At 38.3% G+C, this 23,488-nt stretch carries 22 protein-coding genes; 3 read left to right on the top strand and 19 right to left on the bottom strand.

What is annotated here, in order from left to right; translation table 11 throughout:
- Positions 1 to 103 precede the first annotated feature (103 nt).
- The gene (locus tag IV87_RS08155; protein WP_057807222.1) at positions 104 to 886 is read right to left on the bottom strand and encodes a GH25 family lysozyme; all 783 of its coding nucleotides are present in this window, start codon (positions 884 to 886) and stop codon (positions 104 to 106) included.
- A gap of 132 nt (positions 887 to 1,018) precedes the next feature.
- Between IV87_RS08155 and IV87_RS08150 the strand changes: the two genes are divergently transcribed.
- Positions 1,019 to 2,344, top strand: coding sequence for an APC family permease (locus IV87_RS08150; protein ID WP_057807220.1), 1,326 nt, complete (start codon positions 1,019 to 1,021; stop codon positions 2,342 to 2,344).
- Between the two features lie 87 nt (positions 2,345 to 2,431).
- Here IV87_RS08150 and IV87_RS08145 read toward each other — a convergent pair whose 3' ends face one another.
- From IV87_RS08145 to IV87_RS08085, 13 genes are all read right to left on the bottom strand, one after another.
- The gene (locus tag IV87_RS08145) at positions 2,432 to 3,388 is read right to left on the bottom strand and encodes a DHH family phosphoesterase (protein WP_057807218.1); all 957 of its coding nucleotides are present in this window, start codon (positions 3,386 to 3,388) and stop codon (positions 2,432 to 2,434) included.
- Positions 3,389 to 3,657: 269 nt separating this feature from the next.
- Positions 3,658 to 4,107 carry a helix-turn-helix domain-containing protein gene (locus tag IV87_RS08140; protein ID WP_057807216.1) on the bottom strand — a complete coding sequence of 150 codons (450 nt, stop codon included), beginning with the start codon at positions 4,105 to 4,107 and terminating at the stop codon, positions 3,658 to 3,660.
- A gap of 731 nt (positions 4,108 to 4,838) precedes the next feature.
- Entirely contained in the window at positions 4,839 to 6,209 is a 1,371-nt protein-coding gene (gene rlmD / locus IV87_RS08135; RefSeq protein ID WP_057807214.1) for a 23S rRNA (uracil(1939)-C(5))-methyltransferase RlmD, read from the bottom strand.
- Between the two features lie 101 nt (positions 6,210 to 6,310).
- Positions 6,311 to 7,324: a diacylglycerol kinase gene (locus IV87_RS08130; protein WP_057807212.1), complete on the bottom strand. Its 1,014-nt coding sequence runs from the start codon at positions 7,322 to 7,324 to the stop codon at positions 6,311 to 6,313.
- A 24-nt stretch (positions 7,325 to 7,348) separates the two neighbouring features.
- Positions 7,349 to 8,776 (bottom strand): Asp-tRNA(Asn)/Glu-tRNA(Gln) amidotransferase subunit GatB, encoded by a 1,428-nt coding sequence (gene gatB, locus IV87_RS08125; protein ID WP_057807211.1) that lies wholly within the window; start codon positions 8,774 to 8,776, stop codon positions 7,349 to 7,351.
- Positions 8,776 to 10,239 (bottom strand): Asp-tRNA(Asn)/Glu-tRNA(Gln) amidotransferase subunit GatA, encoded by a 1,464-nt coding sequence (gatA, locus tag IV87_RS08120; RefSeq protein ID WP_057807209.1) that lies wholly within the window; start codon positions 10,237 to 10,239, stop codon positions 8,776 to 8,778. Before gatA ends, gatB begins: the two co-directional genes overlap by 1 nt.
- Positions 10,240 to 10,557 carry an Asp-tRNA(Asn)/Glu-tRNA(Gln) amidotransferase subunit GatC gene (gene gatC / locus IV87_RS08115; protein ID WP_057807207.1) on the bottom strand — a complete coding sequence of 106 codons (318 nt, stop codon included), beginning with the start codon at positions 10,555 to 10,557 and terminating at the stop codon, positions 10,240 to 10,242.
- A gap of 75 nt (positions 10,558 to 10,632) precedes the next feature.
- Positions 10,633 to 11,790: a CamS family sex pheromone protein gene (locus IV87_RS08110; protein WP_057807205.1), complete on the bottom strand. Its 1,158-nt coding sequence runs from the start codon at positions 11,788 to 11,790 to the stop codon at positions 10,633 to 10,635.
- A 112-nt stretch (positions 11,791 to 11,902) separates the two neighbouring features.
- Positions 11,903 to 14,170 (bottom strand): DNA helicase PcrA, encoded by a 2,268-nt coding sequence (pcrA, locus tag IV87_RS08105; RefSeq protein ID WP_057807202.1) that lies wholly within the window; start codon positions 14,168 to 14,170, stop codon positions 11,903 to 11,905.
- A gap of 199 nt (positions 14,171 to 14,369) precedes the next feature.
- Positions 14,370 to 15,539, bottom strand: coding sequence for an ATP-grasp domain-containing protein (locus IV87_RS08100; RefSeq protein ID WP_057807200.1), 1,170 nt, complete (start codon positions 15,537 to 15,539; stop codon positions 14,370 to 14,372).
- Between the two features lie 132 nt (positions 15,540 to 15,671).
- Positions 15,672 to 16,244: a xanthine phosphoribosyltransferase gene (locus tag IV87_RS08095; RefSeq protein WP_057807198.1), complete on the bottom strand. Its 573-nt coding sequence runs from the start codon at positions 16,242 to 16,244 to the stop codon at positions 15,672 to 15,674.
- A 19-nt stretch (positions 16,245 to 16,263) separates the two neighbouring features.
- A complete protein-coding gene (locus IV87_RS08090) occupies positions 16,264 to 16,905 on the bottom strand; it encodes a glycoside hydrolase family 73 protein (RefSeq protein ID WP_057807227.1) in 642 nt (213 codons plus the stop codon).
- Positions 16,906 to 16,940: 35 nt separating this feature from the next.
- Positions 16,941 to 17,546, bottom strand: coding sequence for an ECF transporter S component (locus IV87_RS08085; protein ID WP_057807196.1), 606 nt, complete (start codon positions 17,544 to 17,546; stop codon positions 16,941 to 16,943).
- Between the two features lie 116 nt (positions 17,547 to 17,662).
- Here IV87_RS08085 and IV87_RS08080 point away from each other — a divergent pair, with 116 nt between their 5' ends.
- Positions 17,663 to 18,616: an NAD(P)-dependent oxidoreductase gene (locus IV87_RS08080; RefSeq protein ID WP_057807194.1), complete on the top strand. Its 954-nt coding sequence runs from the start codon at positions 17,663 to 17,665 to the stop codon at positions 18,614 to 18,616.
- A 240-nt stretch (positions 18,617 to 18,856) separates the two neighbouring features.
- Here the strand turns inward: IV87_RS08080 and IV87_RS08075 are convergent, their stop codons facing one another.
- Positions 18,857 to 20,278 (bottom strand): amino acid permease, encoded by a 1,422-nt coding sequence (locus IV87_RS08075; RefSeq protein WP_057807192.1) that lies wholly within the window; start codon positions 20,276 to 20,278, stop codon positions 18,857 to 18,859.
- A 138-nt stretch (positions 20,279 to 20,416) separates the two neighbouring features.
- Complete coding sequence (locus IV87_RS08070; protein ID WP_057807190.1) at positions 20,417 to 20,956, bottom strand: PadR family transcriptional regulator; 540 nt, start codon at positions 20,954 to 20,956, stop codon at positions 20,417 to 20,419.
- A gap of 115 nt (positions 20,957 to 21,071) precedes the next feature.
- Between IV87_RS08070 and IV87_RS08065 the strand changes: the two genes are divergently transcribed.
- Positions 21,072 to 21,608 carry a phenolic acid decarboxylase gene (locus IV87_RS08065; protein WP_057807188.1) on the top strand — a complete coding sequence of 179 codons (537 nt, stop codon included), beginning with the start codon at positions 21,072 to 21,074 and terminating at the stop codon, positions 21,606 to 21,608.
- Between the two features lie 136 nt (positions 21,609 to 21,744).
- Here the strand turns inward: IV87_RS08065 and rpsI are convergent, their stop codons facing one another.
- From rpsI to truA, 3 genes are all read right to left on the bottom strand, one after another.
- Positions 21,745 to 22,137, bottom strand: a complete 393-nt coding sequence (rpsI, locus tag IV87_RS08060) for a 30S ribosomal protein S9 (protein ID WP_057782518.1) — start codon at positions 22,135 to 22,137, stop codon at positions 21,745 to 21,747.
- A gap of 14 nt (positions 22,138 to 22,151) precedes the next feature.
- Entirely contained in the window at positions 22,152 to 22,595 is a 444-nt protein-coding gene (gene rplM / locus IV87_RS08055; RefSeq protein WP_057807186.1) for a 50S ribosomal protein L13, read from the bottom strand.
- 119 nt (positions 22,596 to 22,714) lie between these two features.
- On the bottom strand, positions 22,715 to 23,482 hold the full coding sequence (gene truA / locus IV87_RS08050; RefSeq protein ID WP_057807185.1) for a tRNA pseudouridine(38-40) synthase TruA: 768 nt from the start codon (positions 23,480 to 23,482) through the stop codon (positions 22,715 to 22,717).
- Positions 23,483 to 23,488: the final 6 nt, after the last annotated feature.

Here is a 23,488-nt window from a genome sequence, read left to right as displayed (position 1 = left end):
TTTTGTATCAGACAATGAGATGTGTTTTTGTACTTTCAAACTTTAGGACCTTCATAAAAAACGATTGTAACAGTTAGTAGTTACAATCGTTTTTTTAGTCTTATTAATTAATTTCTTGCCAAGTTTGCTTTTTCCCTGTAAATACTGAAGTTGCAAAACTTGTTTTTTGACCAGACACTTTCAAGTCAGCCGCGTTACTGTACTGAACAAATTCAGTTTGCTTATTGAGTTTTAATTTACTTAGTTTAGTTAAACTATCCACAACTAGCCATTGGCGACTATCTGAAAGGTACGGTGTGATCATCTTTTTAGAAATTGTGCTAGAAGTCCATACAATACAAGGTGAGGCATAGTAATTGGCAAGTTCACGCGTTAGTGCCCGCAGTTTTTTCCCTTGTTTAGCGCTATTAGGCGGGTTATCCGCGTAATTACCGTAGTACGACACTTGAATCGCAATCGGTAAATTACCTACCTTGTGGCCAACCTTCTTAATAAAATACTTGGCTTGTGCATCTGCTGATTTATCAAAACTAAACACCAAATAAACACCGACTTTTAAATCAGCTCCCTGAATTCGATCATAGTTTGCCGTAAAATTATCATCAAAATACGTTGTTCCACTCGTACTTTTCAGATAGGCAAACTTCATTCCCGCTTTTTGAACTCCTTGAAAGTCTACAAAACCATCTTGCTGTGACACACTTATTCCACGAATAGGATATTGTTGCAACGCCTCTGTTTGATGAAGTTTCCAGAAATGCCAACCGGTTACCCCACTGGCAATTAAAAAAATAAGAAGCAAAATCCACAACCAACGACGTCTTCGACCAGTTCTTTTATGTTTATAGGTAGTACTATAAATCGGTTTGATGTCTTGCTTAGCCAAATCAATTCATCCCCTACTGCTGTTTTTTCCCATTGTACACCATTTCCGATTTTGATGAGTTTTCCTTTTGTCCACCTGATAATTTCTGCTATAATAGGAGAATTGCTGAATACAAAAAGTGAGGAAAGTTTGATGCAACAAAAAAACGATGGTCTTAAAAAAGAAGTGGGTACTTTTGCGGCCCTTGCCACAGTGATGGGGACGGTCATCGGTGGTGGTGTCTTTTTCAAAGTTGCCAGCGTGGTAAGTGCCACCCAATCTGCCGGACTAACTCTACTTGTTTGGCTATTAGGTGGTTTCCTAACTATCTGCGCCGGTCTGACCAGTGCGGAACTTGCGGCTGCCATTCCAGTAACAGGTGGTGCCATTAAATACATTGAATATACCTATGGTAAACTGCCTGCATACCTCTTTGGTTGGGCACAAACACTGATTTACTTTCCTGCTAATATCGCAGCTTTGTCCATTGTTTTTGGATCGCAAGTAGTTTCCTTAATGCACTTAAGTAACGCTGCTGCTTTGCCGGTGGCAATTCTCGCCGGATTATCAATCACTTTAATTAATTTCTTGGGCGCAAAAGCCGCTGGCCGCTTACAATCCTGGGCACTTATTTTTAAACTAATTCCAATTGTGATTATCGTTTTAGTTGGTCTGTTTGCACCCACTAGTGTAACATTAAGCTTGCTGCCCAGCCATTCAGCTCATGCGAGTCTGTTTTCGGCATTTGCGAGCGGCTTGTTAGCTACCATGTTTGCCTATGACGGGTGGCTGGGAGTTGGCGCAATCGCCGGTGAAATGAAACATCCAGAAAAGGATTTGCCACGCGCCATTGGCTGGGGGCTAGCTTTTATCACCATTACCTATACCTTAATTAACTTAGTTTTCTTAAAAACTTTACCTATTTCACAACTTGCTGGCAACCTAAATGCGGCTTCTGAATCTGCCATTAAGCTTTTAGGAGTGATGGGTGGCAAATTAGTCACCATCGGTATCTTGATTTCTGTCTACGGTGCCATCAATGGGTACTCAATGACCGGTATGCGGGTGCCTTTAGCAATGGCCGAAGAAAATTCACTGCCATTTAGTGGCTTTATTCGCAAAGTTAGTAAACATACTGCTGCCCCATACGGCGCGGGAATCTTACAATTTGCCATTGCCCTTTTGATGATGGTTCTTGGTAACTTCGATTTATTAACTGATATGATCGTGTTCGTTATGTGGATCTTTAGCCTCCTCATTTTTATCGCCGTTTTTATTCTCCGGAAGCGTGAACCAAACTTGATGCGTCCATATAGAGTTCCTGGTTACCCAGTGATTCCAGTTATTGCAATTATCGGTGGTATTTTCATTTTGATAACTACCATCGTGACGCAATTTACGTTGGCCATGATTGGCTTAGCAGCCACTTTGCTTGGTATTCCTGTTTATTACTTAACTAAAAAATATTATCGTAACTGATTTAGATCCAAAAACAGATCAATTTGAAATTGACATTTCTACTGTCATTTCAGATTGATCTGTTTTTTATTAAAATAATTTTAACCACTAATCCGAAAGTAACGCATTAAGTTCCTCAATAATCTGCTCAATTTCAGCTTTGTTTTTGGCGTCAGCCCCACTTGACAGTGGATGATCTCCGCCGTGATGTTTCTTGGCAATATCATACACAACCATCTTTTTAGAACGAAGATTGGCATGATAGGTATGATTTTCATTTTCTCTAAAAATTGCCCAAATTTTGACAGTTGCAATTTTTCCCACCACTGGAATAATTGTATCCACTTCTCCAGACGAAAGTGTCATTTTTTGAAGTATCTGCTGATTTAAAATAATGTATGCCAAACCCGAATCGAGGATGGTCACATTTTGTAAAACATAAGCCATCAGCTTTGCAACCTTGGGTGACATATCTTCTTCAAAACGATTAACAGTTGGTGCATCAAAACCATATTCAAGTAATTTGGACGCCACAAAAAAAGTATACGAACTGGTATCATCATACAAGAATCGTCCCGTATCACCGACAATCCCTGCATACAAACAACGAGCACTATTTTTATCAAGTTTTAGGTGATTTTTAGAATGTGCAACAAGGTAATAGATCATTTCCGAAGCACTTGAGAATGATTCATCAGTCCAGTTAAGATCAGCAAAGGAATCCATGTTTACATGATGATCAATCTTAATTGTTTGAGCACCTAGGAAATAATGTGATCCAGAAATACGCTCACAGCTAGGCGTGTCTACCACAATAACTAACGCATTTGAATAAGTTAGTTCCTCAACGGATTGCATTTTCCCAATCCAATCAAAGATGGGTTCTTCTTCACCCACTGTATAGATAGTTTTATGTGGGTAAGAAATACGCAAGAGTTGTGCCAACCCAACTTGGCTCCCAATAGCATCTGGGTCAGCATCCCGATGTCGCTGAATAATAACCGTTTGATACTTTTCAATTTCACTTAAAATTTGTTGTATGATTGCTTCATTACCCTTGTTCACTGCAAACACCTTCTCTTATTACACTCAAAAAAGTCGCATAACTATAATATGGTAATTATCATACCGCCTGTTTGGTTGATTGGCAAAAGTATACCGACAAAAAACAATTCAAAAGTTCTGAAAAACACACATAGACTTTCAAGTTGTTTTTTATTAGCTTAGAGTAATACTGACACAAAATTTCACTTTATCTATTTTTTATTTTTTCAGAAATTTTATAACCAACTAGTTTAGACTTAACCGTTATTCCACTTTTACCAGGAAAACTATTATATGACGAGTTCATCACTATTTCTTTCAAAGTAATTCTTTAGCTTTTGAACAATAATTTTTGGCAGTCTATCGATATCATCAACAATCCATACTTTCAAAACAGTATCATTATTCATTAGAGCCCTCAACACTTTATTGTTAGCTTCAGATGGAAATGCCCCTGTTTCATATAATGCAACTGTATTTGGACTCCAGCCAAGCAATTTTGCGAATTCGCGTTGTGTTAAACCAATTTTTAACCGATATTTTTTTATTTCACCAGGAGAGACCAGCCTCAAGTCAGCACGATACCTTTGATTGGCAATCTCCACTGCTTGATCGTCTAACTGGGAGTCGTCAACCAATGCATCAGTCTCGCAAGCAAAACGAGCAGGTGCCGTAACCTCATATTCATGACCATGAATCAAAAATGTATTCGTATGATCTTTAATATACGTTTTTGCCATATTATTTTACCTCCAAGCATTAATTCGACAGATGAAAACTAATGAATTTAACCTTACAATCACAAACTTATTATGAATACTTTATTTAGCCAGAGCGACATTTTTATTCACTTACAAACTCCCTCGTCACTTATAGTTTAACTTCAATCATTTGTGATCGCTACTAATTAGTAGCAAACTTTCGATAAAAAAATTGGCTAAATTAATTCTCCATACTGTTAATACACCATATTCTGAATATTAGTTTTATTTGTGTAACTAAAGGTTGAAAACATCAAAATCACTTCAAGAACCGATGCTAAACGACTTAGCCTATAAAAAATAGTTTAACTGCAATCCTGCGACTCACTTGGTCCGGAACGGGGTGACACAAGACTAATTGCCTCCGAATTAAGCGCGTTTGAAACTTCAATAATGCTAATATCATAATTACTATATCTGTACGTTGGTTGCAAAGATTAGACTCAGTCTGGAAGCAAATGGGCTCAGTAGTGACATTTATCTTAGCGGGTTTCGCTTAGATAAAGGCCGAGCTTAGAGACGTGCATTTCGGCTCTAAGTCGTGCCCACTACGTTCCAGCCCAAATTTGCTGGAAGACGGCATTTTAATCTAATTTCGTTAACATGAGCACTTTTGTATCAGGTAACAAGATGTGTTTTTGTAACTTCAACCTTTATTTATACAAAAAAAGACTAAGCAGATTACATCTACCTAGCCCAAAATACTTAATTTAGTTTTGTTCCAACACCGTGACACTTTCAACGTGTGGTGTTTGTGGGAATTGATCCAATGGAATAACTGGTTGTGCCACATGATAACCATTATCCATGAATGTTTGCACATCCCTTACCAAAGTGGCTGGATTACAGCTCACATACACAACTCGTTTTGGTGCCATTTCAGCAGCAGCGGTGATAAACTCTGGTGCCAAACCCTTACGTGGCGGATCCACCACAATAACATCAGGTTCAAGTCCATCATGTTGCCAATCAGCCATTTTTTCTTCAGCCTTACCAACAGTAAATCTCACATTATGGATATCGTTCAATTTAGCGTTAATCTTAGCATCTTGAATCGCCTTCTCGACAATTTCAACACCATAAACTTTTTTAGCATGTTTAGCCATAGCTAACGAAATCGTACCAATTCCACAATAAGCATCAATGACCGTTTCCTTACCAGTCAAACCAGCTTTTTGAATCGCAAGGTCATACAACTTATCTGTTTGAACGGGGTTTACTTGATAGAAGGAGTCCGCTGAAATTGCAAAACGTAATCCCAGTAATTCATCATGAATCACGTTACTACCCCAGAGAATTTTTTCTTCTTTACCCAACAAAACGTTTGTCTGGGCTGCGTTCACATTTTGAATAATGCTCTTCACTTCAGGAAGTTGTTTGCGAATTTCTTCCACAATTTCAAAATTCATTGGAATCTTTTTAGCACGTGTAATTAACACAATCATCATTTCATGTGTGAAGTGACCACGACGTACCATAATCGTTTTAATCACACCGGTATGATTACTTTCGTTATAGGGTGCGGTATGGTATTTACGCAAAATATCCCGGACAACTAAAATAGCTTTATCAATTTCAGGATCTTGGATATAGAAGTCCTCAATTGGTACCAAGTCGTGACTATTACGACGGTAAAAACCAGTGGTTAATTGACCATTCACACTACGGACGGGAATCTGAGCCTTATTACGGTAACCATATGGTTTGTCCATTCCAACAGTTGGACTAACTTCAACTTCATCCAAATGAGCCTTATAAAACAGCTCTTGAATTTGATGTTGCTTAAACTCCAACTGCGCAGGATAGGCCAAATGTTGTAATGGGGCAATTCCTGTTTGTGTGTACTGTTTATCCTTAATTTCAACACGATCAGGGCTCTTAGATTTCCACGATTGCACACGACCAAATGCATATGTCTTGGCAACTTTGGTAACTTTCATGGTGATTTCTTCACCGGGTAAACTATTTGCAACAAAAATCGGGAAACTATCAATTTTGGCAACGCCCATCCCTTGATAGGTCAAATCCATAATGGTGACATCATAGGTTTCATTTTTAGTAACTGGTGCTTTAAATTTCATATTTATCCTCATTTTTCTTTTTCAAGTAACTATCACAAAACCGTCCCATTGAATTATGGGTACGAAAAGACCTCACATTCAAGGACGGCTTTTAATTAATTTCATTGATCTTGTTCTGTTTCATCGTCATCAGGCAGCTTCTTCACCTGTTTAACAAAGTTTTCTTCGGCCTTGGCAATCCCTGGTTCAGGTAAATCATAAGCATCATTAGGAATTTTATCCAGATTTGCAAACATTTCAATATGTTTATGCAAATTTTTAAATACCATGGGTGCATCGCCACCATATTCACCATCGATATTGACCATGACACGGTCATTTACCGGGTTAACCTTTACTCGTTTTGGTTTGCGATAAATGATTCGCGGATCATTCATATGATTTCCATTTAGTGCCTTAACCATCAAATGCAGAATGGAAACCAAATTAGAGGCCTTTACAATAATCAAAGTAAATCGACCATCATCTAATGACGCGTCTGGAACAATTTGTTCAAACCCACCAATGGAATTCGTCAACGCTAAGAAGAACATTGAAGCTTTACCATTAAAATGTTCCCCATCATATTCAATATCCATATCAACTGGCTTAATTTGTGGCAGTAACTCTGCCCCTTTTACCAAGTAAGCTAAATAGCCAAAGATACTTTTCATGTTTGATGGCACATCATAGGTCAACTCCGTGAGTAACCCTCCAGCTGCGATATTAATAAAGTAATTATCGCCTGCTTTACCAATATCCATCTTTATTCGCTGATCTTTTAAAACAACTTTAGCCGCAGCCACTGGATCTTCACGAGGAATTTTCAATGCTCGTGCATAGTCATTCGTTGTGCCAGCCGGAATAATTGCCATCATAGGTCGGAAATGTAAGTCTGCAATTCCATTAACCACTTCATTAATTGTACCGTCGCCACCAGCTGCCACAATCAAATCAAAACCAGCTTTAGCAGCTCGTCTTGCTTCGTTACGAGCAGAATCTGGTTCTGGTGTTGTGGCATAGGCACTAGATTCAAAACCAGCTTCCTCAAATACACTCAAAATGTCGATCATATTTTGTTTTAAAATTTCACGCCCTGAAGTTGGATTATAAATTACGCGCGCTCTTTTTTGCATTTTGGTTCCTCCGAGAAAATCTGATTAACGATTATTTAATTCTTTCATCAAAAGCTCGTTAACAACTTTTGGATTAGCTTGCCCATGAGTCTGTTTCATAACTTGGCCCACTAAGTAGCCGACTGCGCGATCTTTACCATTCTTAAAGTCATCAACAGATTGTTGGTTATCATCGACGATTTTTTTAATCATTGGCTGTAACTGTGCAGGATCAGATAATTGAACTAAGCCTTTACTCTTAACCCAAGCAACTGGTTCTTCACCCTTTGTAAGCGCCTTGAACACTTTTTTAGCAATCTTAGTTGAAATTGTGCCGTCACTAATCATCTTAATCATCGCAGCTAAGTTAGCGGGTGTAAGTTTTGTATCTTGCAAATCAACCTGTTGATCATTCAGATAAGCATTTACATCACCCATCAGATAGTTGGCAGCCATTTTAGCATCCGCACCATTAGCAACTGTTTCATTAAAGAAATCTGACATTTCCTTAGTTTGCGTAAGCACCATCGCGTCATAATCCTTAAGACCTAACTCATTTACATAACGTGCACGGCGTTTACCAGGCATCTCTGGCATTGCTTCTTCAATACTATGAATCCAGTCATCGCTAATTGCCAAAGCAGGCAAATCTGGTTCTGGGAAGTAACGATAGTCGTCAGAGCCTTCCTTAACACGCATCAAGATTGTTTGACCAGTAGCCTCATCAAAACGCCGAGTTTCTTGTTGAATAGTACCACCAGACATCAGAACTTGTTGCTGCCGTTTTTCTTCAAAGGCAAGTCCTTTACGAACAAAATTAAAGGAGTTCAAGTTCTTTAATTCTGTTTTAGTACCAAACTTGTCTGATCCATAAGGACGAATCGAAATATTAACGTCCACTCGCATGGATCCTTCTTCCATCTTCACATCAGACACACCCGTAAATTGGATACGTTGACGCAAAGCTTCAAGATAAGCATAAGCCTCATCTGGTGAAGCAATATCTGGCTTAGAAACAATTTCAATCAAAGGCGTTCCCTGACGGTTTAAATCAACAAAAGAATAGCCATTAGGATTATGTGTATTCTTACCGGCATCTTCTTCAATATGCATTTCAGCAATACCGATTTTTTTCTTTTCACCATCAACTTCAATTTCAATCCAGCCATCATGCGCAATTGGCTTGTCCGCCTGCGTAATTTGGTAAGCTTTAGGATTATCAGGATAGAAGTAATTTTTTCGATCAAAATGATTATGTTTTTCGATTTCAGCATGTAAAGCTAGTGCAGCTTTAATGCCAGATTCCACAACGCCTTTATTGGTTGTAGGTAAAACACCCGGATAACCCCAATCGATTACATTAGTGTTGGCATTAGGATCATCCCCGAATTCAACTGGAGACGGACTAAAAATTTTAGAATTCGTCTTTAATTCTACATGGACTTCAAGTCCAATCGTTGTTTGAAAATTCATTATTTGTCTCCTCCAATCTCAGGGGTTTTACTATGAAAATCTGTTGCTTGTTCAAAGGCATATCCTGCCTTGTACAAAGTTTGTTCATCAAATGGTTTAGCAATAATTTGTAAGCCAACTGGTAATCCATTACTGAAGCCAGCAGGTAATGACATTCCAGGTAAACCAGCCATGTTAACTGGTACCGTCAAAACATCATTCATGTACATCTTCTTTGGATCAGATGAGTCCTCACCAATGCCAAATGCAGGTGTTGGGGCTGTTGGGCCAATGATAAAGTCATGATCTTCAAAAACCTTCTTGAAATCATTGATCATCATTGTTCGCACTTCAGCAGCCTTACGGAAGTATGCATCATAAAAGCCAGCTGAAAGTGAATAGGTTCCTAACATAATGCGGCGTTTAACTTCATCGCCAAATCCTTCTGAACGGGAACGAACATAAACATCTTCCAGATTCTTAACGTCTTTAGCACGGAATCCATAACGAATCCCATCAAACCGTTGCAGATTAGAAGAAGCTTCAGAAGAACTGATGATGTAGTAAGCGGCAATTCCGTATTTACTGTGAGGTAATGAAACCTCATCAACCGTTGCTCCTAATTCTTTAAAGGTATTAGCAGCATCTAAAACGGCTTTCTTGACGTTTTCATCCACACCTTCACCCAAATATTCTTTTGGTAAAGCCACTCGCATGCCCTTAACAGAACCATCTAAACCAGCCGTAAAGTCTGGTACTTCTTTGTCAGAACTGGTCATATCGTGCTCATCATGACCAGCGATTAAGTTCAAAAGGGCAGCATTATCTTTAACTGTGCGCGTAAAGGGACCCACTTGATCCAAACTAGAACCAAAGGCAATAATTCCCCAACGTGACACACGGCCATATGTAGGCTTTACACCCACAACCCCAGTGAATGATGCTGGTTGCCGAATTGAACCACCTGTATCAGTCCCTAGAGCAGCTAAAACGCCACCAGCAGACACCGTTGCAGCTGAACCACCCGAAGAACCACCAGGTACCTTGGTTAAGTTCCAAGGATTATGTGTCGTTTTAAAGTAGGAAGTTTCTGTTGAACCACCCATGGCAAACTCATCCAAGTTGGTTTTTCCAATCACAATTACATCATTGGCACGTAATTTTTCAATAACCGTGGCATCATAAATCGGATTGAAGTTTTCCAAAATCTTGGAAGCCGCTGTCGTCCGTAATCCCTTGGTGACAATATTGTCTTTAACAGCTACTGGAATTCCTGCCCAAAGGTTATCTGGGTTAATTCCTTTAGCATCAATGGCTTTTGCCGCTTCGATGGCCGCGTCATCATCAATTGTAATGTAAGCATTGATTGCTTCGTTATCAGCCTTGATTTTAGCTAAGGTCTCACGTGTCAATTGTTCAGCAGTCAGTTCTTTATTGACCAGTTTTTCATGCAACGTAGTCAAATCAGTATCAAAATAATTCATCTAGTTGGCACCTTCACTTTCGTCAATAATTGCGGGAACGCGGATAAAGCCATCCTGAGTATCAGGTGCATTTTTGAGTAATGCCTCTTTTTCATGACTATTAACTGCAACATCTTCTCGCATTGTGTTGAATTGATCTGTCACACTAAACGTAGGTTCTACGTCAGTTGTATCTACTTCACTTAACGTATTGAATAATTCCATAATATCACCCAATTGTGTTGTGAATTTACCCAAATCAGCATCATCAAACTCCAACTTTGCTAAACTGGCAACGTGCTCCACTTGGGCTTTATCAATTTTTTCTTCGTTTGCCATGTGTTATCCTTCTTTCAAATCTATCAAATTATTTTACCATAAATCAGCTAAACTTTATAAAAGTGCGATTAATTACTAATAGCTACCAAAAACATGTGTTTTAAAACTCTTCGCCGTGCTTGAACGACTTAAGAAGCTTTGAACGCCATCTGTGGTTGAACTAACCGTGATATCTGTCTTGACACCGCTTGGTAAATACTTTTCTGCTTGATCTGCTAAAAATTGTGTAAAACTACTAATTTCCGTTTCACTATAAAACTGCGTTGTAATGGAAACGTTCATGCCTTGCAAAGACCCATTTTTGTATTGTGCCTGAGCAGTCACACCGCTTAAATTAGGGAAGAAACTTTCAACTTCTGATTTAAAGTTTGAAAAAGCATCTGCATCATTACTATTAGGGGCACTTTCGCCTGTCTTTAGTGGGAAAACAACGTTTTGAATATTCATTGCTTTCCACTTGCTAATGGAATTACCGTTATTTACCGAGTAACTAACAAAATTACCACCAATCAGACTATCATTTGAAGCTTGCTTATAGATTGCAATGACAATTGGAACATTCTTAAGAGCGGCCTTTTTGCGGAGACGAGTCAAAACCTCTTTTGCCATCGCCTTGCCCTCTTTTTCCAAAGTAGCATCACTAATATCTGTTTGATACTGTGCACCATAAGTGGTTTTACGATAGTAATCAACTGAATTCATTGCTAAACCAATTGTGACACCACTCAATTTTAGTTTACTGCCACTCTTTTGAACATAATCTTGTTCTTCCAGACTCTGTAAATAAATTGGATTTCGTTTGGTTGGGCTTGTTGATCCGTTGCTAGCAGGGTTTAAGCCTTCACTATTTGATTTAGATTTACGACCAATCCAATTCTCGACGGTACTTTTTGAGAGGTATTGGCCTTCTTGAAAAATATACTTAGATGTTGAAAATTGCGTTTTTGAAATATCCTGTAGGCCCGTTTCAAAACTCTTTAAATTCAACAAATTAGAATTTTGACTCGCTGTTACACCACGTGATTTACTGGTTAAATACTTACCATTTTTAATTACTCCTGCATACTGACTATTGTTAGTTTGCCCCGTAACTTGATAGCTGCCACTTTCTGAACTGGTTGTTTTGGTACTACTTGAACTCGAACTTGACTTGTTACTGCTGCTTCCACACGACGCCAGAATCATTGCACTAAAAATCACCGCAACGCCAAGCAAACTTTTCTTTAAATTCACCGTGTATTCCTCCCGTTTTAATCATAATTCACTCTTGAATTATGAGGATTAAATCAAAAAACTGTCAAGGTCTTTTCTCTATATATACTATTTATTACTCGAAAATTAATATTTAATCTTTTGGGACACGACTAATTGGCGCAAATGCAGCTAATAACCGTTTAACGCCTTGATCTGGAAATGCAATGTCTAGCTCGGCATCTTCACCCTTGCCAGTTACTTTCACCACAGTTCCAACACCCCACGCTTTATGTTGTACCTTGTCACCAGCTGACCAACTTACCTTATCTGCACCCGTACCATCGTATTTCTGCGGTTTGGCTGCTGGTCGATGATAAGTTGTTGCTGTAGCTCTTGCCATCTTATTATCAAATGGATAATCTTTACGTTGATTACCATAACCACTTGGTGCTGCCCCGGCAGTTTGATTAGCAGATTCCAACACCTCTGGGTCAATTTCTTCAATAAAGCGTGACGCTGGATTATTTTGTAAACGTCCATATAACATTCGTGAATAAGCATTGGTAATGTACAACTTCTTTTGAGCTCGCGTAATTCCAACGTAGGCTAACCGACGTTCCTCTTCAAGTTGATCCTCATCCATTGCGGCTCGGGATAATGGAAAAATACCTTCTTCCATCCCAATTAAGAACACCACTGGAAACTCAAGACCTTTAGCTGCATGCAACGTCATCAAGGTCACTGCAGATGGCTCTTCTTCAACACTATCCTGATCCGAAACTAATGCCAAGTCAGCTAGAAAGTCTGCTAAACGTGTTTCGGCTGTAGTTTCTTCTTCGTCCTGATGACTATCATCAAATTGTTTGGTAACAGTTAAAAATTCTTCAATATTTTCAAGACGCGTTTGTGCTTCTAATGAACGGGACTTTTCAAGTTCAGCCTTGTAACCAGTTTTATCTAAAACCTGTTCCGTTAAATCTGTGATTGTCAGGAATTCTGCCATGCGCTTTAAATCAGTCATGATCGATGCAAACTGGTCGATGGCATTTTTTGCTCGTCCCGCAATTTCATTAGCCACTTCAACGTTTTGCGCAGCTTCAAAAAGGGACCAGTGATTGTAATTCGCAAAATCAGTTAATTTTTCAATCGAACTAGTTCCAATGCCACGTTTAGGTTCATTCACAACTCGTTCAAAACTCATAGAATCATCTGGATTGGCCAGTAAGGTCAAGTAACTCAATACGTCACGAATTTCTTTTCGATCGTAGAACTTATGTCCGCCCACCATTGTGTACGGAACACTCGATTTTAGAAATGTATCTTCAACCGCACGCGATTGTGCATTGGTTCGATACAAGACTGCAAAGTCGCCATACTGGTAATGATTGTCCTCAATTTGTTGTTTGATTTGTTGCACAATGAAATGCACTTCATCATTTTCACTTTGACCACGATAATAAGTAATATCGTCCCCGTCCTTATTTTCTGTCCATAATTTTTTTGGACGGCGAGTTGTGTTGTTTTTAATGACTGAGTTAGCTGCATCCAAAATTTTCTTAGTTGAACGATAATTTTGCTCCAGTAAGATAACCTGAGCATTTTTATAATCCTGTTCAAAGTTCAAAATGTTTTGCATGTCGGCTCCACGCCAACCATAAATACTCTGGTCAGCATCCCCCACCACACAAATGTTTTCGAAGCGTTTCGCTAACATATTAACCAATGTATATTGTGCTTCATTGGTATCCTGATACTCATCAACGTGAATATAGTGAAATTTGTTTTGATAAAAACTTAAAGTATCCGGATGCTTTTGAAACAAAATGATGGTTTGCATAATGAGATCATCAAAGTCGAGCGCTTGATTAATTTTCAAACGACGTTGATACTCTTCATAGGCATCAGCTACAACCACTTCAAATGGTGTTTTAGCTGTTGCCTTATATTCTTTAGGTGTTAATAAATCGTTCTTAGCATTGGAAATTGCTGATAACAATGACTTAGGATCAAACTTCTTTGGATCGTAGTTCAAATCAGCCACGATATGTTTCATAAGCGTCCGTTGTTCACTGGTATCGGCAATTGAAAAAGCACGATTATAACCAATTTGATCAATATTTCTTCGTAAAATACGTACACACAGTGCATGGAATGTCGATACCCAAATATCAGAACCAGCACTGCCAAGTAATTTGATAACTCGTTCGCGCATTTCTTTAGCTGCTTTGTTAGTAAATGTAATTGCTAAAATATTCCAGGGATTAATTGCCTTTTCTTCAATTAAATAGGCTACGCGATGCGTTAAAACTCGTGTTTTGCCACTTCCGGCACCCGCCATAATTAAAAGTGGCCCTTCAGTTGCCTGAACTGCCTCTTTTTGTTTATCATTTAGACCCTTCAATAACCTATTTTCGGTCAAAAGATTCAATCCTCTCTATCTAAAACCCATTTTTTCTAAAAAAACTCAATTGAACTTAATTATAACAAAAAGTTAGCCCTACTTGGCCCTCAAGAACAAAATAACTCAGACTTCTTGCATAATCACAAAAAAAGAGAGTTTCGTAAAACTCACTCTCCTACTAACGTTTAAATTTTAGCTAGTTTGGTTTTGAAATTTGCTATTCAGCATTCCCAAAATCAACCACTGTCTGATGCTTCCAGATTTCAGTGTTATCAATTTGTTCTTGTGCCTGCTGAGTTGAATTAGCTTCAACCAACGCATACCCTGCTCTTGTTTGTTTCTCAGTTGTCTTATTTTGTGCATACATATGAAAATACCAATTATTCTTGATATTCCACTGCGTTCTAATCGCACTCATCTGACTCTTGTCGAAATTAACCATAATCGTTGGCATAAACAACTTAATATCGCTCAATGGCATTCCTGCAATTGCCCGCAAATGCTGATCAAACACGCTCACATTAGTGGAACGATTGAACACATACCCTGGACGGTGAATTGCTGGCACAATTCGTTTAACATAAATGTCTTCCGTCTTAGTCACTGAAAATGAAATTTCAAAAACGCCCACGTATTCCAACGCATCGGCAATTTCATTCGTAATTCGTAATAATTCATTTTGAACACTATCCGAAACTGCAGCTGGTACAATCGTTTCTAACAAATGATCCTCATCATAGACATTCTCGGCAATTGGAAAAATCTTACGTTCTCCATTCATTCCCTGAGCAATGGTCATTACCAACTCTTGTTGTGCTGGAATTGTTGATTCCAAAATATAAGTTCGTTCATTTAAAAGATCAGCAGCCTCTGGAATATCAGTTTGCGTGTTAATTCGTAATTCTGCATGTGGCGCAAAGCTTTTTTGAATTGGTTTCAAAATGCTTGGGTAGCCAATCAAATTAATGGATTCATAAATATCACTTAAACTAATCACAGTTGCATAAGGTGCTGAGTTTAAATTTAATTGATCAAAAAAGGCACGTTCAATTAAACGATCCTGTGTGACTTCTAGTGCATTGGTTCCTTGCGGTATTTTAGTAAATTGTTCCAAATACTTCAGTGTTTGTGCATCAACATGTTCGGATTCGTAAATCACAGAATCGCATTTTTCGCCAAATTCACGTAATTTATTACCATCATTTGGCTCACCAACGATATGTACATCCGCTAACTGCATGGTTTCACTAACTTCATTAGCTCCATAAGCAATTACTCGAAGTCCTAAACGCCGTGCCGCTGTAATTAATTGAGAGCCGTTTGAACTATCTCCAATAATTCCCAATGTATTTCCGGGATATAACGTTGCATTATTTGCTACTGCCATTTAACCCACCCATTCTTATGCACCGATTAACGTGCAGATTTCTTTCTTATCTTTTTTCCGATCAAGAGTTCTTCATATTTAATCTTACTGTTGTCATCTCTTGTTGGCAAGTATATTCACCGCGTTTTTGCATTAATTTAAAAATTGGACCTCTCCATTTTCTAAACTACTAATTTGCGCTAACGCTTCCAATTGAATATTTCGTTTGGTGATTAATGTTCTTCCCTTTTGGAAGGTCTTTTCAATCACAATACCGATTCCTTGAACTTTAATATTGGCGTCATCTGCAATGGTTAACAGTCCTTGAACAGCCTGGCCATTAGCCAAGAAATCATCGATAATTAACACCGAATCATTCGGTTCGATAAATCGTTTGGCAATTGAAATTTTATTGGTTGTTTGTTTGGTATAAGAATAAACATCCGCGGTATAAAGATTATCAGTTAAGGTTAAGCTTTTATGCTTTCTTGCAAAAATAACCGGCACCTGCATTGCCAAACCTGTCATAACAGCTGGTGCAATCCCGGAAGACTCTACGGTTAAAATTTTAGTGATTTGCTTATCGGCAAACCGTTTTGCAAACTCTTTACCTACTTCAAACATAAGTTGGGGATCCACCTGATGATTTAAAAAACTATCAACTTTCAAAACATTATGTGGGAGTACAATTCCTTCTTTACGGATACGATCTTCTAATAATTTCACAACGTTACCTCCAAATAGTTTATTGTGGATCATATTTTTCTAAATCATACGTCTGAATTAGGTTAATCAGCTTCGCAGGATAGCCAGGGTCCGTTGCGTAGCCAGCAGTGTAAAGTGCCTTAGCCGCCGTTTTATAATCTGTTGCAGTGCGCACACTTTGATACTGATTCTTATTCCAATTAGTGCCATTCACAAATAGCAGTGTGTGATCCTTCACGGAATCCTTCCAACTATTGTACACCCGAAAGCGAGCCGTCACCGTAATCCATTTGCCATTTACAAATTCTTGCGTTTTCATTTCTTTGGTTGTTTGATAAATGGTTCCCTTGATTCCAAAGTAATTATTATAATCTCTGGAAAGTTGACTGGTTCCCCAATCAGATTCTAAGATGGCCTGTGCAATTGTTATACTTGGTAAGACACCATACTTGGTGTGCATTGTCTGAGCATATGGCGCAATGGTTTTAATAAATTTTTGATGATTTTGTGTATTCAAATTGGTTGCCGGTGTTGAATTTGTAAACGAAATTTTAGGTACTAACTGGACAAACAACACAACTAATAATCCAAAAACTAAAACCAGCGAAATAACCCCAGACAACTGTAGTTTTCCTCGTTTAAATAAAAAATTATTCTTTCGTCGTTTTTTCCGTTTCGCCAAATTCATCCATCTTTCTGTTTATTTTCTGACAAAAATCAGTGCTTGAAACGCTGTTGTCCTAGCTTCGTATATTTCAGAAGCGGTGCTGCTATTAAGGGAACCAATATGCCGGCTGCAATCGCCTCTGGAATGCCATTCGTACCTGCCACAAATAAAATGTACGGCGTTAATGCCCGAAAATTAATTGCCGCCAGAATTGCCGAACCATTTCCAAAGAACAACGCAATTCCACCTAATACTAGAACGGTATTAATCAAAGAACCGGCAATTCCACTTATCACAAGTGGCATCGTTAACCTCTTATTTGGTCGGGCTAACTTAGCAAATAACCACCCAGCAATTAGGCCAATAAGAATTCTTGGAACAACTGAAATTAACGGATTAACCATCACAATGTTGCCTAAAGCACTAGAAGTAACCGTTAATGCCCGAATCCAGTCAACAACTCCCCAAATTCCACCAACAATGGCACCATCACCAGGGCCTAGAACAACAGCGGCAATGATGACCGTAATATGAATTGTCGTAATGTTTAACGGGCTAACTGGTAAATAGCCTATCATTGGTACATAATTTTGTAGAATGATGATTGCAGCAAATAATCCTAAAATACTAATTCGACCAGCAGAAGTTTTCCCCATTTTTATTTTCCTCACAAGATAAAAAGTCATTTGATTTCTTAATTGTTAAAAATCATTATATCATGAAAGCAGCAGAAAAATTAATTACGAGCTACTTTATAAGGAGTTGTAAAATTTTGAAAAATCTTTTACTTTTAACACATAATTCAGAATTGAATTTAGCCGCCTATCGTCAACTAGGCATCAATATTTTCACTGAAGAATCCATCACACCGCAAGATTACGCGTCAATTGAGATCATGCTTGGTTGGAAACCGGATATTTCTCAAAAAGTTTTGACCGTTTCTAATGGTTCGTTAAAATGGCTGCAAACGATTAGTGCGGGCGTGGACTACTTACCACTTAAAACACTTAAAGAAAAACAGGTTATCGTGTCTAATGTCAGTGGTGTGCACGCGGCGCCTATTTCACAAACCGTTTTGCTTTATGCTTTATATTTCATGCGTGATTTACCACAAGTATTAGAAAGTTCAGCACAACACCACTGGGAACCACAAGCTGACTTTGGTGATGCTTTTGTTCTCAATGAAACAACCTGGACTATCTTTGGCACTGGTCACATCGGCAGTGAATTAGCTCGTTTGTTGCAGGCCTTTCATGCAAAAACTATCGGCGTCAACCGTACGGGACACAAGGCGGCCCATTTTGATGACACTTTTGCTCAAGACGATTGGCGACATGCCGTAACTAAAAGTGATGTGCTCGTTAACATTATGCCATTAACGCCACAGACCACCCACTTCTTTGACAAGACCTTTTTCGATGCTTTACACAATACTTATTTATTCATCAATGTCGGTCGGGGCAAATCCGTGGATACCAAAGCCCTAATTGAGGCGTTGAATCAACAAAAATTGCAACATGCAGCTTTAGATGTCTTTGAGGAAGAACCATTACCATCCGACAATGCCTTATGGCAAATGAAGAATGTTTTGATCACACCGCATTACTCCGCTCAAACCAAACATCAAGGTCAGGCATGGGATAAAATTTTTCTCCCCAATTTGAAACAATTTATGCGCGATGGTACCGTACCGATTAATCAAATTAATATGCAAAATGGGTATTAATGAGATTGGTGAAAAAGGTATTTTGACTTCGAACATACTACATTGTCCATGCAACCAAAATCGTTAAAACGATAAGTTGCTATGGTAGCCTAGAGAGCTGAATGATTCGTCCCTTGAATCGTTTGGTTTTCGTAACTAAGCAGAGCCCCTAATTTTGGTTATTAAAGTTTAGAGACAGAAAGAGACTGAAAATTTTTTTCAGCCTCTTTTTGTATCCAGTCAAAATGTAACATTCATTTTTTACTTGTCTTCATTTTTTCTTGCAATACTATGCGAAAAGCCATAACCAAAATAGATGACCAGTCCGATAACCAACCAAATTCCAAACATTTCCCAAGTAAATGCAGCTAATTGAAGCATCAAATAAATACAGGCTGCAAATGATAAGATCGGAATATATGGATAAAACGGCACTTCAAACGATTTAGGTAAATTGCGGAATTTATGATCACTACGTAAGAACACAACTCCCAACGACACCATCGCAAAAGCAAACAAAGTTCCAATATTAACAAGTTCGGCAATTTTGCTTAACGGAATGATACCCGCAAAAATACTGGCAATCAGCCCAAAAATCCACGTATTAATGACTGGCACATGCGTTTTAGGATTCAGTTTGTGCAGTGCCTTAGGTAACAGACCATCACGGCTAATCGCAAAAATCAATCGCGTTCCACCATAAGACATCACAATAAGAACGGTTGTCATCCCGATTACCGCACCAAGTGACACAATTCCTGCTACCCAGTTTTGATGAATTAAATGTAATGCCAATGCAACCGGATCGGCCACGTTTAATTTTGTGTAGTGAACCACGCCAACTAAAACAACTGATAACGAAATATATAAAATAGAAGCTACAATTAACGACGAAACAATCCCAATTGGCATATCACGTTTAGGATTTTTGACTTCTTCAGACGCTGTCGATACCGCGTCAAATCCAATATAGGCATAGAAGGCAACTGCTGCGCCTTTAATGACTCCTTTGAATCCAAAAGGTAAGATTGGGTTGAAATTGCTTGGACGCACGTAGAAAGCCGCGACAACAATAAAAAGTAAAATAACCGAAATTTTTAAAATAACCATAATTGCATTTACTCTAGCTGATTCACGAACTCCCTGAACTAACAAATAAGCAATGATCATAGTGATCACAAAAGCTGGTAAATCAAAAAGTGCATGGGGACTGCCAGAAGTACCATAAGCAGCTTGAAACATTGCTGGTAAGTGAATTTGAAAACCAGCCAAAATGTTTTGAAAGTAAGCCGACCAACTCACAGCCACCGAAGAAACAGCAAAAAGATATTCTGAAATTAACGCCCAACCTAAAACCCACGCTATTAGTTCACCAAACACGGTATAAATATAAGTATAGGCACTCCCTGCTAATGGAATGGTGGATGAAAACTCTGAATAACAAAGTGCAGCTAATGAACACACAACAGCAGCAACTAAATAAGATAACCAGACACCTGGACCACTATATAAGGCAGCAATAATTCCGGGAGTGATAAAGATTCCTGCTCCAACGATTGCGCCGACTCCCATCGTCGTTAAACTAAATGCCGTGAGTGATTTTTCCAAACCTGTTTTTTTAAACATATCGGTGTTTACTTCTTTACGCACAAACAAGTCCGCAAATTTACCCTTATTCAACATTTCTATTCTCCGATCATGGTTAGTTTTTAATTAAATATAGTGTTTAATTCTAATCAATATTTAATAAAATGTCAATTTTGATTTTTACTTTCTAAAAACCAGTTTCCCAAATTCAACACTTCGGTGTCAATAATTCACTTATTTAATTGTTTTATAAATCTCATTTAACCAGTCACTATACCCCTGTTCACGCTCAATGGCATGACGTAAAACAAGCGAATGTCCAAAATGTTGTTTGATTTGTTTTGAGCTCGGAAATTTTTCTTTAAATTGCATTTTTAAATGCACAAGTTTGTCTCGATGATAACTTTGTTGACTTGTAATCATCTGTTTAAGTAGAACAGATTGAGGATCATCAATAAAGTACAACTTTAAGATAAACTCATCATGAATCGTATCAATTTCTGAGGGACTTTTTAACCACTTTTCAAACGTATGGCTTCCCGTTTCAGTAATAAAATACTCTTTTTTTTGCAACTTCTCTCCCACTAACGAAGTTTTATGATCAATTAGGCGTTCCGCTTCCATTCGTTTTAATAAGGGATATATTTGGCTGTGATTGGCAGTCCAAAACTCACCAATATCCGATTCAAACGACTTGGTCAGGTCATAACCAGTTTGACTTTTATCTTTTAATAAACCCAATAAAATATATTTAAGTCGATTTTTCTGAGCCATAAATGGTTCCTCCTTGACGTTTTCTTAAAAATATTGTAACATGATCAAGTTGATTAAAACATGTAATTAATTACACGTATTAATTAACATCAATAATTAATGGAGGCTTTTGATAATGACAAAAACATTTAAAACACTTGATGACTTTTTAGGAACTCATTTTATTTACACGTATGATAACGGTTGGGAATATGAATGGTATGCAAAGAACGATCATACTGTTGATTATCGAATTCATGGTGGTATGGTCGCTGGTCGTTGGGTAAAAGACCAAGAGGCTAACATCGTGATGCTGGTTCCTGGAATCTACAAGGTTGCTTGGACTGAACCCACTGGTACAGATGTTGCATTAGACTTTGTTCCCAATGAAAAGAAACTCAACGGTACCATCTTCTTCCCTCGTTGGGTTCAGGAGCATCCTGAAATCACGGTCACTTATCAAAATGACCATATTGACCTTATGAAGGCTTCAAGAGAAAAGTATGAAACTTATCCAAAACTAGTTGTTCCCGAATTTGCACATATTACTTACATGGGTGATGCTGGTCAAAACAATGAAGACGTAATTAGTGAAGCACCTTATCCTGAACTTCCTAACGATATTCGCGCAGGAAAATATTTTGACAAAAATTATAAACGCATTCACAAATAAATAAATAAAACCTTAAACCATTTTTGATTAGTCACATTTAGTGACGAGCATACCTTTTTCATCAACGGTTTATGGTTTTTTTGTATAAAAAAACACTTCTTCGCAACGAAGAAGTGTTTGAAACATTGATATAATATTAACGTTTTGAGAATTGGCCTGCTTTACGAGCTTTCTTAAGACCATATTTCTTACGTTCCTTCATACGAGGGTCACGAGTTAAGAGACCTGCACGTTTTAAAGGTGTACGGAAATCAGGATCTACATCAAGCAATGCACGAGCAATTCCATGACGAATAGCACCAGATTGTCCAGAGAAGCCACCACCATTAACATTTACGAGAACATCGTAATTGCCAGTTGTTTCTGTAACTTCAAATGGTTGGATAACAACTTGACGCAAGTTAGCGAATGGGATGTAATCTTCAATCGCTTTGTCATTTACAGTAATTTTTCCTGTTCCGGGTACAAGACGTACACGAGCAACAGAGTTTTTACGGCGACCAGTGCCGCGATATTGTGCTTCTGCCAAAATTCGTTTCCTCCTTAAATTAAGTTAGTAATGTCAAGCTTTTCAGGTTGTTGAGCTTGATGATCATGTTCTGAGCCAGCATAGACATGTAATTTGAGTCCCATTTTATGACCCAGTGAGTTATGAGGAAGCATTCCCTTAACTGAAGTCTCAATTAATTTTTCAGGAGTCTTATCACGCATTTCACCAGCAGTCTTAGCCTTTAAGCCACCTGGGTGATTAGAATGATGATAGTAAATTTTACGTGTCGCTTTACGACCTGTTAATTTAACGTTTGCTGCATTCACAACGATCACATAGTCACCTGTATCAACGTTTGGTGTGAATGTTGGTTTGTTTTTACCGCGTAAGATAGATGCAACTGTACTTGATAAACGTCCCAAAGGAACATCTGTAGCATCCACTACGTACCATTTGCGATCTACTTCGCCTGGTTTTGCTAAATATGTTGTACGCACTTGTATTTCCTCCAATTTCTGTTTTGTTTAACTCAACTTTAATAAGTTTCCGGGGCCTATTTGTGGAGGTAAACAATACCAAATTCAATTTTACTAATTACCTTCACTAAAGTCAATCATCATTTACCAAAATTTGCCGGGTAATAGACTTTTTTTAAATATAACCCACTTGCTGGAGCGGTTCCACGAGCTTCATCCCTACTTTTAGCCTCAATTACACGCGGAATATCATGTACTGGTCGTCTGTGACTGCCAATTTCAATTAAAACTGCAACCATGATTCTGACCATGTTATATAGAAATCCGCTCCCATAAAATTCAAAAATAATTTCATTTTGTTGTCTATCAAATACTGCGGTTGCCTCATAAATTTCACGAATGTTCGTTTTGGTATGACCACCGGAAGCACAAAAACTAGTAAAATCGTGTTTACCAACTAAATCTGGCAACGCACTTTGAATCAGTTTTAAATCCAGTGGAAATTTCCAGTGACCAGTATAATTACGTTTAAAAGGGTCAACAAACTCACCTAACGCCAAGCGATACTGGTAACGTTTCCCTTGTGTTCCATAGCGTGCATGAAACTCTTGTGAAACGTGTTCAACTTTTAAGACAACAACATCCAACGGCAAGATACTATTTAATGCATGCAGCATTGCCGTTTCAGTTAGATCAAATGGAATGTCGAAGTGCACAACCTGACCAAGCGCATGAACTCCAGAATCAGTTCGCCCGGAACCATAAACTTTAATCAATTTTGCCGGCTTTTTAGCAATCTTATTAACTGCTCTTTCCACCACTTCTTCAACAGTTCGTTGCTTCGGCTGTTTTTGAAACCCTGCAAAATTAGTCCCATCATAGGCAATTGTAATTTTATAGCGATACATAAAACT

Origin of the sequence: Pediococcus ethanolidurans, assembly GCF_001437405.1 — a bacterium.
In the GTDB taxonomy this organism is placed as follows: Bacteria; Bacillota; Bacilli; order Lactobacillales; family Lactobacillaceae; genus Pediococcus; species Pediococcus ethanolidurans.
Note: the sequence above shows the minus strand (reverse complement) of the source record. Positions and strands in the feature narration are given on the sequence as shown.